Origin of the sequence: Mangrovibacterium diazotrophicum (genome assembly GCF_003610535.1) — a bacterium.
In the GTDB taxonomy this organism is placed as follows: Bacteria; Bacteroidota; Bacteroidia; order Bacteroidales; family Prolixibacteraceae; genus Mangrovibacterium; species Mangrovibacterium diazotrophicum.
In genome coordinates, this window is sequence record NZ_RAPN01000003.1 from 113,267 (window position 1) to 127,640 (window position 14,374).

Sequence of the window (14,374 nt, forward strand, 5' to 3'; positions counted from 1 at the left end):
TTTTTAACAAATATTATAACTTAGCAGAAACGATGGAGATGAATTCCAAAGCGATAAGAAAAGCCTTCCTGGATTTTTTTATTTCTAAGCAACATACGATCGTTGATTCGGCCCCGATGGTCGTGAAGAACGACCCGACTTTGATGTTTACCAATGCGGGGATGAACCAGTTTAAAGACATTTTTTTGGGTAACCAACCAGCCACTTCAGTGCGCATTGCCGACACGCAAAAATGTTTGCGCGTAAGCGGTAAGCACAACGACCTGGAGGAAGTAGGTCACGACACCTATCACCACACCATGTTCGAGATGTTGGGTAACTGGTCTTTCGGTGACTATTTCAAAACTGAAGCGATTGACTGGGCTTGGGAGTTTCTGCACACACAAATGGGGATTCCGGCCGACCGGATGTACGCCACTGTGTTTGAAGGTGCCAAAGACGATAACCTGGAACTGGATGAAGAAGCCAAGAATCTGTGGTTGAAACATCTTCCCGCCGAGCGCGTTTTGCACGGTAATAAGAAAGACAACTTTTGGGAGATGGGGGATACCGGCCCTTGCGGTCCCTGCTCCGAGATTCACGTTGACCTGCGTGATGACGCTGAACGTGCAAAAGTTTCGGGAGCTGAGTTGGTGAACAAAGACAACCCATTGGTGATCGAGATTTGGAACCTGGTATTCATTCAGTTCAACCGCAAAGCTGACGGTCGTCTGGAAGAGCTTCCTGCCAAACACGTCGACACTGGTATGGGCTTCGAGCGTTTGTGCATGGTACTGCAAGGCAAAAAATCAAACTACGATACAGATGTTTTTCAAACCATTATTGCTGAGATTTCAGCTTTGTGTGGTATTAAATATGGCGAAAACGACAAGTCAGATATCGCTATGCGCGTAATTGCCGACCACTTGCGTGCAATTTCGTTTGCGATTGCCGATGGTCAGTTGCCGTCGAACAACAAGGCCGGTTATGTGATCCGTCGGATTTTGCGCCGTGCGGTTCGTTACGGATATACCTTCCTGAATTTCCGCGAAGCTTTCATCTTTAAACTGGTGGAAGTGCTAAAAAATAACATGGGCGATGCGTTCCCCGAATTGAAAGCGCAACAGGTACTGATTGAAAAAGTGGTGAAGGAAGAAGAAGAAAGCTTCCTGCGTACCCTGTCAACAGGTATCAAATTGCTTGATGATATTATTGAAAAAGCAAAAGCCGAAAATAAAACGGTAATCGAAGGGAAAGATGCTTTCACACTTTACGATACCTTTGGTTTCCCATTGGATTTGACGGAGTTGATCGCCCGCGAAAACCAGATGACTGTTGATGGTGCTGGTTTCGATGAAGAAATGGAAGCTCAGAAAACCCGTTCGCGTAGCGCTGCTCAGCAGGAAACTGACGACTGGGTAGAGCTGATGCGCATTGAATCGACTCAATTCCTGGGCTACGACAAACTGGAAGCGACCGTGCATATTGCGCGCTACCGCAAAGTGACTCAAAAGAAAAAGACCTATTTCCAACTGGTATTCGACCAAACGCCATTTTATGGTGAGTCGGGTGGACAGGTTGGTGACCAGGGATATATTGAAGCGGGCGCCGTTAAGATTCCGGTGTTCGACACACAAAAAGAAAATAACCTGATCGTTCACCTGGTCGAGCAATTGCCGAATGATCCGGAACGTGCTTTCACGGCTGTGGTGAATGTGGAACGACGCAAGCAGATTGCCAATAACCATACGGCGACTCACTTGTTGCATGCCGCCCTGCGCGAAGTGTTGGGCACCCATGTGGAACAAAAAGGTTCGTTGGTAAATGCCGATCATCTGCGTTTCGACTTCTCGCACTTCCAAAAAGTAACGGACGAGGAGTTGGCTCAGGTTGAAACAATCGTGAACAAGAAAATTCGCGAGAACGCGACGCTCGACGAGAAAAGAGCAGTGCCAATCGACGAAGCTAAAGAAATGGGCGCGATGATGCTTTTCGGTGAAAAGTACGGCGACCAGGTTCGTGTCATCAAGTTCGGCGAGTCTGTTGAGCTTTGTGGTGGAACCCATGTGGAAGCGACGGGTAATATCGGTATGCTGAAAATCGTTTCGGAAAGTGCTGTTGCTGCAGGTATTCGTCGTATCGAAGCCATTACTGCAGGCCGTGCCGAAAAGTATATCAACGATCAGCTGGATTTGTTGAACCAGATTCGTGAGACCATCAAAGGATCAAAAGATGTGTTGGCTAGCGTATCCGGCTTGATTCAGCAAAACAGCGAGCTGTCGAAGCAAATTGAAGGTTTCCAGCGCGAGAGCCTGAAGGTTGTGAAATCGAACCTGAAGAGCAAAGTGCTGATGGAACGCGGTGTCAATATTATTGCCGGCAAAATTGAAATCGATAATGCAGGCCTGATCAAAGATTTGGCTTTCCAGTTGAAAGCTGAAATCGACAACCTGTTCCTCGTACTTGGAGCAGAAGTTGACGGAAAGCCTTTGTTGACGGTGATGATCTCGGATAACGTTGTTGCTGAGAAAGGATTGCACGCCGGAAATATTATTCGCGAAGCCGCGAAAGCCATGAAAGGCGGCGGTGGTGGTCAGCCATTCTACGCAACGGCAGGTGGTAAAGATGTTGCTGGTTTGCAGGCAGCCATCGATAAAGCTTGTTCGTTCCTGAATTAAGAAATCGAATCAGAATATAATTTGAAGGCCGTTGGTAGTACCGACGGCCTTTTATTTTTTCGTCGAGAGTGGTTTTTTAAAATGAGAGTTGATCGGAAGGATTTCGTTTTTGAAGCAGCAGGCTCTTGGTTTCGTCCTGGTAGGTTAATTGAATGATGTTTTGCTGATCGTCAAACAGTTCAAAAAAAAGTGAGTTCGAGCAGCCGAAGGTTTTGAAAGGAGCCACATTTTTCACTTCAAAATAAGCCCATAGTGCCCCTTGGTCAATTTCTTTCCCGAGGTAATTTTTTGCTTCTACCTTCCCGTCAACCCGTATCGAGAATACTTTATCCAGGTAGCCGGTGAGCACGCTGTCGGCTGTGGCTAATTCTCCCGGTTCGCCAAAATACTGGTTGGTGATACCAACTTTGTCGAAATACAGATCCAGGTCGTCAATGAAAATTTTGAGGGCAATTTCGAGGCTGTTCGCCTCTTCATTATACCTCACTTCACACATACTCACGTGAAAAGGATGGGCCTCGACCGAGCGTGGCAGCAGGCTAAAAACCACGACTAACAAATTAATAAAAATAAAACCTTTCAATTTTGTCATTTTGTGTAATGAATCTGTAATTTGTGTGACAAATTAATAAAAATAAACTGGAGTAATAATCATCATGAGAGAATAGCTTGCGTTTATGAGTACCTTTCATCTCTATCTAAAGCTTGGCTTCGAGCATATCATCAACTGGCACGGCTACGATCACATTGTATTTGTGTTGGCTTTGTGCGCAGCCTACCAGTGGGCAGATTTGAAACGTTTGCTGATTTTGATCACGGCTTTCACGCTTGGACATTCCGTAACGCTCGCTTTGTCAACACTGCAGCTTGTGAATATCTCTTCGGCACTAATCGAATTCCTGATTCCGGTGACTATTTTGTTGACAGCCCTGAGCAATCTTCGACAGATTGACCGGCGTCAATATTACTTGCTGTATGTTGTGGTTTTGTTTTTCGGCTTGATTCACGGGCTGGGTTTCTCCAATTACCTGAAGGAGTTGCTGGGGCAGGAGAGTAACATCGTGGGGCCTTTGCTCGCTTTTAACCTTGGGCTTGAATTTGGTCAGCTTTTGATTCTGTCAGTCTATTTTTTGCTTACCGGCTTAATCACGAAAGTAATCCGATACGAACACTTGAAATTAAAGATCTTTATCTCGGGAGCGGCCGCGGGAATAGCGGTGAGTATCCTGTTGACACATCAATATTTGTCATTGTAAACATTTTAGGTTTTGAAATTGTCTTTTGTAGTTATTGTTTGAGGAGAATGAATTCATTTTGCTATAAAAAATACACCCCAATGAGAAAAATGTCTATTCTGGTATCGCTGCTGGCTTTCTGTTTGGCCGGGAGTGCGCAGGAGAATACCAACAAAAACAAGTTTCGTCAGTTAAAGCAGGAATTTGCGACGCCCAATGTGTACCGCACCGCTTCGGGGGCTCCGGGGCACGAGTACTGGCAGCAAAAGGCGGATTACAAAATCCAGGTGAGTGTTGACGATGAAAAGCAACAGATTCACGGTTACGAAACAGTGACTTATCACAACCAGTCGCCGGATCCTTTGGATTACCTCTGGGTTCAATTGGATCAAAACGTCAGGGCGCAGGATTCGAATACGCCATTGGTTAGAAGTTCCAGGTTGGATTCGAAAACCGACCTGTGGACGCTGGAACGAATCAGCGGAACGGACTTCGACGGTGGGTTCAAGATCCAGGAAGTGACGGATGCGAAAGGAGCCAGTCTGCCATACGTGATCAACAAAACCATGATGCGTATTGATTTGCCGACACCCCTGAAGCCGGGAAGTTCGGTGAGTTTCTCTGTTAAATGGTGGTACAATGTAAATGAACGGGCCAAAATCGGTGGTCGTTCGGGCTTCGAGTATTTCGAGAAGGATGACAATTACTTATACACCATTGCGCAGTTTTATCCCCGTATGGCTGTTTACAACGAGGTGGAAGGATGGCAGAACAAACAGTTTTTGGGTGACGGTGAATTTACCCTGCCATTTGGCGATTTCGAAGTTAGTATCACGGTGCCTGCCGACCATGTTGTTGGTGCAACCGGGGTGTTGCAAAATAAGAGCGCAGTGCTGACCAGCGAGCAGATGAACCGCTTGAAGAAAGCTGAAACGGCCAGCGAACCGGTGATTGTTATCACGCAGGAGGAAGCTGAAAAGGCGGAAAAAAGCCGTGCGACGAAGACGAAAACCTGGGTGTACAAAGCCGATAATGTGCGGGATTTCGCTTTCGTGAGTTCCCGTAAATTTATTTGGGATGCCATGGGTGTCAAGTTTGGCGACCGCACGGTTTTGGCAATGTCCTATTATCCCAAAGAAGGAAATCCACTGTGGGAACAATACTCGACAAAAGCTGTGGCGCACACTTTACGCGTCTATTCCAAGCATACTTTTGACTATCCTTACCCGGTAGCAATTTCGGTGCACACGAAAAATATTGGCATGGAGTACCCGATGATTTGCTTTAACCGCGGGCGTCCGGAAGAGGATGGTACCTATTCGGAGAGCACTAAATATGGTATGATCAGCGTAATTATTCATGAAGTTGGGCACAACTTTTTCCCGATGATTGTTAACTCGGACGAACGTCAGTGGACCTGGATGGACGAAGGCCTGAACTCGTTCCTGGAATACCTGGCGGAAAAAGAGTGGGATGTTGATTTCCCAACACGTTCGCGTGGTGGCGATCCCTATTCTATCGTGGATTATATGAAGATGGACAAAAAGTTCCTGACGCCAATTATGACCAACTCGGAGTCGCTTTGGAACTTCGGCCCGAATGCCTACCACAAGCCGACAGTGGCGTTGAATATTCTTCGTGAAACCGTGATGGGGCGCGAGCTGTTCGATTATGCATTTAAAGAATATGCCAAACGCTGGATGTTCAAGCATCCGTCGCCTGAAGACTTTTTCCGCACGATGGAAGATGCATCGGCGGTTGATTTGGATTGGTTCTGGCGAGGATGGTTTTATACGACCGACAATGTTGACATCGCCATCGACAAGGTGAGCTGGTATCAGGCCAGTACAACAAATCCCGAGGTTGAGAAGCCGCTGGCTCGCGAACGCGACGGTGAGTCTCACCGTTCGATGACGCATATCCGGAATGAAGATAATCGGGCGAATACCGTGGTGGAACTAGATCCGGCAACCAAAGATTTTTATAACTCCTACGATCCGTATGCGGTGACTGCTGAAGACCGTGCTAAATACGACGAAGGACTTGAAGGGTATAATGAAGAGGAGTTGGCCTATCTGAACAATGGACACAACTTCTATCAGCTGGATTTCAAAAATATTGGTGGTTTGGTGATGCCATTGATTCTGCAATTCGAGTTTACGGATGGTTCCTCACAAGAAATCCGCATTCCGGCAGAGATCTGGCGGATGGACAACAGCGCCGTTTCGAAAGTCTTTGAATTTGAAAAGGAAGTGGCCCGAATCACGCTGGATCCCTATCAGGAAACTGCTGATGTGGACATGAATAACAATTACTGGCCACCGTGTATTCAACCTACCCGCTTCGAGCTGTTCAAGGAAAAAGACCAGGATAAAAAGGAACCGAACCCGATGCAGAAGGCTGCAAAAAATAATAAACAACCCAAAGATGATATGGCCCGCAAAGCGGGCGAATAACAGCAGGAGGGCAGCTTCACTTAAATAGGGAGCTGCCTTCTTCTTTTTGCGTTGGTATCTCAGTTTATTCAGTCAATCCCAGTTGGTCGAAAATGAAGGCGTATTCCTGAACGATTTCCAGGATATACTGATAGCGTCCTGAAGCACCGAAATGGCCTGAGTCCATGAAAATCTGCAGCAACAACGGATTTCTGTCGGTTTTCATGGCCCGCAGTTTAGCGACCCATTTTACAGGTTCCCAGTATTGCACCTGCGAGTCGTGAAAGCCAGTGGTAACCAGCATTGCCGGGTAGTTTTGCGCTTTCACCTGGTCGTAGGGAGAGTAGGAGAGAATGTATTCGTAATATTGTTTGTCGCGGGGATCACCCCATTCGTCAAACTCGCTGGTCGTTAGCGGTATCGAGTCGTCGAGCATGGTCGAAACCACATCCACAAACGGAACAGCAGCAATAATTCCCTTGTACAAATCGGGCCGGGTGTTGGCAACAACGCCCATGAGCAAGCCTCCGGCACTTCCGCCCATGGCAAACAGCTTTTCCGGATTCGTATACCGGTTTTTCACAAGGTGTTCGCTGCAGGAAATGAAGTCGTTGAAGGTGTTTTTCTTTTTGAGTAGTTTCCCTTCTTCGTACCACATCCGGCCATGAAATTGTCCCCCGCGAATATGGGCGATGGCAAATACAAATCCGCGGTCGAGCAAACTCAGGCGACTTACGCTGAATGTTGGTTCAACGGAAGCGCCGTACGATCCATAGCCCAAAATCAAGGTCGGGTTGTTGCCGTCTTTCACGAGCCCCTTGCGGTAGACCAGGCTTATCGGAATCCTTGTGCCGTCTTTTGCCGTGGCAAACTCCCGTTTCGTTTCGTAGTTATGCGGATCGAAATCGCTGGATACCTGCTGTTGTTTGATGAATTCCCTTTCGCGGGTTTTCATGTTGAAGTGATAAGTCGTGTAAGGGGTGGTCATCGAGGTGTAGATGAGCCGAAGTGTATCGGTGTTGTGTTCGCGGTGCGTACTGTAACCCGCTGAATAAACCTCCTCGTCAAAGTCGATGTAATATTCCTCTCCCTGCCAGGGGATTACGCGAATGTGAATGAGTCCTTCCCGCCGCTCCACCAAAACGAGGTAATCTTTAAACAGGTCAAAAGATTGAATGAAAACGTCCTTTTTGCCGGGTACTATTTCCTCCCAATATTCCTTGCCGGTTTGCTCCAGCGGTGTGCGCATGATCCGAAAATTCTTCGCCTTCAGATTGGTGCGGATGTAGAAATAGCCGTTGATGTAATTGACATCGTATTCCAGTCCTCTTTCCCGTTTTTGGATCACGGTGAATTTCCCATCCGGATGGTCGGCGTCCAGAAATTGAAATTCGGTCGACATGGTGCTGTGCGAAACGATCAGCAGGTAATCGGATGCTTTGGTTTTGTAAAAGTTGACACTGAACGTTTCATCAGCCTCGAAAAAAACTTCCACGTCTTGCTCAACTGGTGTTCCCAGTCGATGCCGGTAAATGGCACAGTTCCGAAGGGTAATATCGTCGCGTTTCACATAAAAAACAGTCTGGCTGTCGTTCGCCCAAACCGGATGCCCCGAAGTCATCGGTATTTCCTCGGGAAGTATGTCCCCTGTTTCCAGGTTTTTAAAATGGACGGTGTAGTTTCGGCGGCTCAGGGTGTCAACACCAAATGCCAGAAACCTGTTATCGGGACTGACCGCCTGGCCTCCCGGCTTCCAGAAAGTGTGTCCTTTCGCCAATTCGTTCCCGTCTAGCAGGATCTCTTCCACGGCATTAGCTGAGTCCTTTTTACGGCAATAAACTTTGTATTCGTAATCGGCCAGTTGGCGAGTGTAATAATAGTAACCGTTCGAGAGGTACGGAACCGATTGGTCGTCGTGGCTCTTGCGGTTCTTGATTTCCGCAAAAAGTTTGTCTTGCAGCCCCTGTGTGTGGGCCATCATTTTGCGGGTGTACTCGTTTTCTGCTTCCAGATGTGCTTTCACAGCGTCACTATCCCGCTGGTTCAGCCAATAGTAATTATCGACACGCGTGTGCCCGTGAATACTTAGTTTATGTGGAATCTTTTTAGCCATAAGGCTTTCGGATCAGTATTGGAAGTAAAAAGGTATAAAAAATACGCGTCACTACGGACTATCCGACCTATATTTTGTTGTACGGTTGGGCCGATTTTCAGAAAAATCGAAACATTGATTCTCGCTCTGAAATGACTTCGCTCAGACTGCGTTGGAGTATTGTTTCAGTTGAAGTTGTTGCCAGTGGCGGTAGAACAGAACCAGCGAGCAGGCCGTGATCAGGTACGCAGCACCGATGAGTGCCGTATAATTCACACTTTTGTTGGCGTCAATCGCAACTCCGCCGTTCCAAGCTCCAATGGCATTACCCATGTTAAAAGCTACCTGCACAAATGCAGCGCCCATCATTTCGCCACCACGCGAGTTTTGCAGCAATAAAAGCTGGGTGGCCGACGACAAGCCAAAGAGCGATGCCGAGGAAACAATCAGCATGGGAAGCGCAATGGCCGCGGAGCTGGCAAAAAAGAAAATCATGATTAACGATGAAGCAGCTATGGCTTGTACGCCGATGAGCACATTGTGCATGGGGTATTTGTCGGAAAGGCGGCCGCCAATGATATTACCAATCACCATGGCCAGTCCGCAGAGCACCATAATCCAACTCATGTCGGCAGCGCTGAAACCAGCCATATCGGTCATGAGTGGCGTCACATAGCTGTACATACAGAAGATGCCGCCGTTTGCCAGGGCCGTAGAACCAATCAGCAGCCAGGGCGAAAGGTTTCGCAGGAAGGCAAATTGCCCTTTCAAACCACAGTTGGGCATTGGCTCCAATTCGGGCAACCAGCGAATGATCGCCAGTAGGTTGATAATTCCCCAAATACCGTTGGCGACAAAAATGATTCGCCACGACCAGAGGTTACTCAGGAAGGTCCCCAATGGTACCCCGGCCAGGTTAGCAACGGTCATCCCGGCAACCATCAGGGCTACGGCACGAGCGCTTTTCCCTTTATCCGCCAACTTTTCGGCAACAATGGAGCCGACACCGAAGAAAGCACCATGCGGCAATCCGGAAACAAAACGCATCAACAGGATGGACCAGTAGCTCGGGGTTAAACCGGTGAACAGGTTTCCGATGGCGTAAATGGCCACCAGGGCCATCAATATTCTTTTTAGTGGAAGGGTACGGGCAACAAAAACAGTGAGTGGTGCACCAACACAAACTCCAAGTGCATAGGCCGAAATCAAATGGCCGGCTTGCGGGATGCTGATATGGAAATCGTGGGCTACGGCGGGCAAAATCCCCATCATCACAAACTCGGCAATGCCCAAACCAAATGTCCCAAACGAAAGGGTTAACAGACTTTTCTTCATGCTTTTTCTTTTACTTCTACCAACTTCACAAATTCTGCTTGATTCGTCTGTTAGGTCCTGCAAAAGTAGAAAGGAAAAGGCGCAGGCGATATTGCCAACACCGCGTTTGTGCTAAATGTAAAGCAAATTTAAAAGAGCGGCTTGTCTTTTGTTTTGAAGGATGATCATTTACTGGTATTCTGCGGATGTGGCTCTCTTATGCTATTCAAGATCCATTTTGAAATAGACGGTATTGGTCATCGTTCCAACTTGCCGGGCTCCGATCTTCTCATAAAATCGAATGCCTGCAGCGTTGTGTTTGCTGGCTGTCCACGCCAGATGTGTGCAATTTTTGGTCTGGGCTTCCCGCTTCAATTCATCCATCAGGGCTTCCCCTAATTTATTTCCTCGGTATTGCTCAAGTACAAGTAAATCTTCGAGCCAGACCGAAGTTTGCCCTTTAAACGAAGAGTATCTGAAATAATAGACCGCGAAACCAGCTTTAACGCCATCTGCCAATGCAAATTTTGCAAAAGCATTGGGGCTGTCCGAAAAGAGGGTTTCTTCTATTCGTTGTATCGTGGTCGAGATCTCTCCTTCGAAGCCTCTCATATGTCTGTCGAATTCTGCTTTTATCCGGATAAATTCCAGTAAGTCGAATGAATCTTCTTTTTTACAATCCGTAATTTCCAGTTTCATGGTTTCAATTTACTCTTCTTTATTCTTCAGTTTTTCCCACCTGCCTTTGATATCTTCTTCGCCTTTGAAGTAGCCCACTTTGGCGTCTTTCTCAAAAATATCGAAAGAAGGAGCCAGCAAAATTTTGTCCGAGTCGGGATACTCCACGTAGTCGAAGCCCAGGTAAGTCCGGATGTCGAGGTAGGTGCAGGGCTCTTCGGTGTGATTGTAGAGTTGGTGTGCTCCGGTTTCGCCTTTTTCAAAAAACATCAGGTCGCCGGCACTGACGATCTCCAGTCCGTTCGGTGTGCGCAGGGTGCCCGAACCCGAGATGATCATGAACAGCTCTTCTGCATACCGATGAAAATGGTAGGGTGCCGAATATTCGCCAGGGTTTAACTGGCGGAGATCGAAATTCAGGTTTTCGGGATTGATACCTGCCTTGGCTCTCGAAACTTCGGTTAGTAGGCGATAGTTGTCGATGCGGTTCGGATGTTCCTGAAACTCCCGTTGGTTGGATTTGAATACAGTAGCCATTGTTGTCTTGTTTTTTGGATACGATTAAAATTAAACAAATCAACCGAGCGGGTAGTTCGAATCGGGTTGTCTTGTTCGAAATGTAATCAAGCGCCAATCGTGCCGGTTTGCACGTTTCCGGCTCGCCGGTAATTGGCAATGATGACCCCTTTGGGCGTCACCAGGCTATCGGTTAGGTCGAATGCGGCCGGAATAGCGCTATCGGTAAACAGTTTTTTCCCTTTGCCAAGCACCAAGGGGTGAATCTTGAGCCGGAGTTCATCGACCAAGTCGTGCTGAAGTAATAGCTGTACAAGTTCACTGCTTCCCCAAACCTGGATGTCGGGGCCTGTTGTTTCTTTAAGCTCCTGAATGTCGGCAACCGTGTTCAGGAAAACAGTGTTTTGCCAGTCCGATTGTGATACGGTCTTTGAAAGAACATATTTTGTTCCGGTGTTGATGCTGGGCCAGAATTCAGCGTGCGCGGGCCAGTATGCTTCCCATATTTTAAAGGTTTTGCGGCCCAGTAAATAATCGGCCGGCTGCAGCTCCTGCTCAACTACTTTCCCGTAAACTTCGTCGTCGTAGGGGGCAACCCAGCCGCCGAATTCGAAAGCTCCCTCCGGATCTTCTGTTGGTGATCCCGGCGACTGCAGCACACCATCGATGGAGATCATGGACAAGACGGTTATTTTTCGCATGCTTTTGGGGTTGAATGAATTTAGATAAAGATACGCGATTTAGAAGTACGGATATCAAACGCTTGCGAAGTGGAGAAGAGAATAATAACGAAAGGAGCAGAGACAATGCACACCACTGCACCCGCAATGCAATTTGTAAATTGTTAGGCAACGTTTTTTTATTCTTTAATTCACTGATATCGATTTTATTACTATTCCAGATGCAATCAAAAAGACACAGACTGAAATCCCCTTTTTTATTGTCAACTTGTCAAAAACTGTAAGAATTCCAGTTGTAGCACCAACTAGTCCTAAAACGGAATTAGAAACCAATGCCCAGTCCGGATACATAAAAAAGAAAAAAATATTTGCATTGTGATATTGATATAACAAATACAAATTATCCCAAATCCAGCAAAGATTAATTCCGATGATTACTAATCCTATTAGGAGATTCCATTTCAATTGAACAACCTTATTCATCCTTTAATTTTTCGTTTATCTCCGTTTCCAAATTCTTCCAGATTTCGAAAATTATATTTGTCTTGGAATTGGCATTATTAACCAACTTTTCTCCATAATCGGAAAGGGAGAATTTTTTATTTGCCTCCGAAATAATTCCGTTTTGTATCAACCATTTTATTGATTCCTCTAATTCTCTATTTGTCGGCACTGCATGATTTATTCCATCTGCAATTTCTGATATTTCTTTTCTCCCCGCTGGGGATTTTTGAGAGGCAAAAGCAATCGCCAAAAGAATCCATGATATGGTCGTTGTCTTTTTCATTCAAATGTTGCCTAACGGTAAGTATATGCAAAGTAGGCGATTGCGGGCTTCAAACTTATCAAACCGTTACGATTTTGAAGCGGGCTACACCCCTTGGAATTACTAATATTTCGCCTATTTTGTATATACATTGTTAGGCACAGGCTTTTAATTTTTTTCAAATTTCTCCCAATTCAATTGCTTACATATTCCTTCAAAATCAGGAAACATAGATTGATGATTAATTCCAAAATTATTTAATTGATTTAATATTTTTCTTTTAGCTGAACTTGGAACCATAATTTTGGCAATATGATTCATATAACTTGAATTTTTTTCTAAACCAACAAACTTTTCATCTTTTTTTGAATATCGATGAGCAGTAAACCAACCTGATTGAGAAATTATTCGATTATTATTTTGTGGAGGTCGTAGAATTTTTGTTGTTGTTGTTTTAAATGGATTTTTATCTTTCTTTCTATCCAAGAGGGATGATTTTCGCGCAGAAAAAATATAGACAAAAGAATCTTGATTCATTTTATATTCATTTTTACATGCAAACCATAACGCAGTTAAGGGATTTGATGTCCAGTCCAATAATCTGGTCTTCATACCAAAATGTTGAGCATAAACAAGCCAATCCCAATCATCTTTTAAAGAATGAATTTGCATATTCTGTGACCTCCGTTTTAATTCGTCAAGCATTTCAAATTCCATTTCTGTTGTATCAATTTCTGGATTTTTTCTCGCAATTGATGGTAATAAACTATCATCATTACTTTGACCTCGATAAAGAACAATTATCTTATCAGATTCAGACCTAATATTAACATACTTAATATATTCAGAAATATCTTTGATTGGAATTGGTTCCATATTTTTTCATTTTTATGCTTGTGCCTAACGGTCACTTGCAAGTTGTCGTTGCGGTTTTCGAAGAGCGTCAGCGTCCGACAGGACATGACGGTCAAGAAAGGAGCAGAGACAACGAACACCACTGCACCCGCAATGTAATTTGCAATTTGTTACCGCCTGGTTTTTTATTTTAGAATCTCATAAAATTTGTCAATTAAGTTTTCACAGTTGGTTCCAAACCAATTGGGATTGTAATTTCTGTCAAACCCTTGAAATACCAATTGTTCTTTTACCAATTCGTCAAGTTCATCTACTTTTTCTATTGTATCGAAAGTCAGTATATATTCTGTGCCGTTGATTTGTTCACTTTTATAAAAGTCAGATTTTGACTCAGTTATTTTAATCAAAGTCTCAAATTCGGATTTGGTCACACATATTTTATACTGGCTTTCCTCATTCATACATTGGAGTTAAAAAATAGTAGACTTCTTTTTCAATCCACAATTCTCCATTTTCATGTTCCCAAACAGCAATAAAAATATAAGAGTTCTTGAATCCAAAGATTTTAAATTCCTTTCTCAGGTTCTGTGATTTGGAATCGATTATTATTTTGTGAATTCCAAAATCGATTCTTTTTTGAGTGAAGCAACAAGGAATAGGCCCTCTGACAATTGTGTCATTAAAAACTATCTCATTGTCAATTTTCACTGTCAAGTCTGGAATAAATTTATTTGATTCTTGGGCTATTGCAAATGAAACTTTCTTTTCGAAGAATAGCCCACGAATTAGAAATGAAATCAAAGTCAAGGCGATAATAACTTTGATAACAACAATTACTTTTTTCTTATTTCGACTTTGCTGCTTCATCTTTCAAACTTGGCGGTAACGTCTGTGTATATGTACCAGGTAAATATATTCCGCTATTATTGTTTGGTTCTTCGACTTTCAATTTAACATTAAAAAGCATAATAGCTTCCTTTGACTTTCGGAAATTATCAACAAGCGTTCAACTTCATCCAAAGACCGGCTTTATTGGCTTGTGAGAAAAGTTCCAAGGCCCCTTGCATGTCGGGAAGCTTATGGGAGTTGTCCCACGGCAAGAAAAATTGGTTGGGCGACCTTTGGGAGTTATCCCACAGGGAGAAT

13 protein-coding genes are annotated in these 14,374 nt (G+C 44.9%); 3 read left to right on the plus strand and 10 right to left on the minus strand.

All coding sequences use genetic code 11. The features are described from left to right. Nucleotides 1-38: 38 nt before the first annotated feature. Nucleotides 39-2,657, plus strand: coding sequence for an alanine--tRNA ligase (gene alaS / locus BC643_RS18660; RefSeq protein ID WP_120274998.1), 2,619 nt, complete (start codon nt 39-41; stop codon nt 2,655-2,657). A gap of 76 nt (nt 2,658-2,733) precedes the next feature. On the opposite strand, the gene BC643_RS18665 is transcribed toward alaS, so the two are convergent. Further along, nucleotides 2,734-3,249, minus strand: a complete 516-nt coding sequence (locus BC643_RS18665) for a DUF6702 family protein (RefSeq protein ID WP_120274798.1) — start codon at nt 3,247-3,249, stop codon at nt 2,734-2,736. A gap of 85 nt (nt 3,250-3,334) precedes the next feature. Here BC643_RS18665 and BC643_RS18670 point away from each other — a divergent pair, with 85 nt between their 5' ends. Next, the gene (locus BC643_RS18670; protein ID WP_120274799.1) at nt 3,335-3,913 is read left to right on the plus strand and encodes a HupE/UreJ family protein; all 579 of its coding nucleotides are present in this window, start codon (nt 3,335-3,337) and stop codon (nt 3,911-3,913) included. A gap of 80 nt (nt 3,914-3,993) precedes the next feature. Then, complete coding sequence (locus tag BC643_RS18675) at nt 3,994-6,348, plus strand: M1 family metallopeptidase (protein ID WP_120274800.1); 2,355 nt, start codon at nt 3,994-3,996, stop codon at nt 6,346-6,348. A gap of 64 nt (nt 6,349-6,412) precedes the next feature. Here BC643_RS18675 and BC643_RS18680 read toward each other — a convergent pair whose 3' ends face one another. The 9 genes from BC643_RS18680 to BC643_RS18725 form a co-directional block, all read right to left on the minus strand. Then, nucleotides 6,413-8,440 carry a S9 family peptidase gene (locus tag BC643_RS18680; RefSeq protein WP_120274801.1) on the minus strand — a complete coding sequence of 676 codons (2,028 nt, stop codon included), beginning with the start codon at nt 8,438-8,440 and terminating at the stop codon, nt 6,413-6,415. Between the two features lie 141 nt (nt 8,441-8,581). Further along, entirely contained in the window at nt 8,582-9,754 is a 1,173-nt protein-coding gene (locus BC643_RS18685; protein ID WP_120274802.1) for an MFS transporter, read from the minus strand. Between the two features lie 201 nt (nt 9,755-9,955). Continuing rightward, nucleotides 9,956-10,432, minus strand: coding sequence for a GNAT family N-acetyltransferase (locus BC643_RS18690; RefSeq protein ID WP_120274803.1), 477 nt, complete (start codon nt 10,430-10,432; stop codon nt 9,956-9,958). A gap of 9 nt (nt 10,433-10,441) precedes the next feature. Then, entirely contained in the window at nt 10,442-10,948 is a 507-nt protein-coding gene (locus BC643_RS18695) for a cupin domain-containing protein (protein WP_120274804.1), read from the minus strand. A gap of 86 nt (nt 10,949-11,034) precedes the next feature. Further along, on the minus strand, nt 11,035-11,628 hold the full coding sequence (locus BC643_RS18700) for a dihydrofolate reductase family protein (protein WP_120274805.1): 594 nt from the start codon (nt 11,626-11,628) through the stop codon (nt 11,035-11,037). 454 nt (nt 11,629-12,082) lie between these two features. Continuing rightward, nucleotides 12,083-12,394, minus strand: a complete 312-nt coding sequence (locus tag BC643_RS18710; RefSeq protein WP_120274807.1) for a hypothetical protein — start codon at nt 12,392-12,394, stop codon at nt 12,083-12,085. 147 nt (nt 12,395-12,541) lie between these two features. Next, a complete protein-coding gene (locus tag BC643_RS18715) occupies nt 12,542-13,249 on the minus strand; it encodes an FRG domain-containing protein (protein WP_120274808.1) in 708 nt (235 codons plus the stop codon). Nucleotides 13,250-13,413: 164 nt separating this feature from the next. Next, nucleotides 13,414-13,689, minus strand: coding sequence for a hypothetical protein (locus BC643_RS18720; RefSeq protein WP_120274809.1), 276 nt, complete (start codon nt 13,687-13,689; stop codon nt 13,414-13,416). Next, a complete protein-coding gene (locus tag BC643_RS18725; protein ID WP_120274810.1) occupies nt 13,682-14,095 on the minus strand; it encodes a hypothetical protein in 414 nt (137 codons plus the stop codon). Before BC643_RS18725 ends, BC643_RS18720 begins: the two co-directional genes overlap by 8 nt. Between the last annotated feature and the right edge of the window lie 279 nt (nt 14,096-14,374).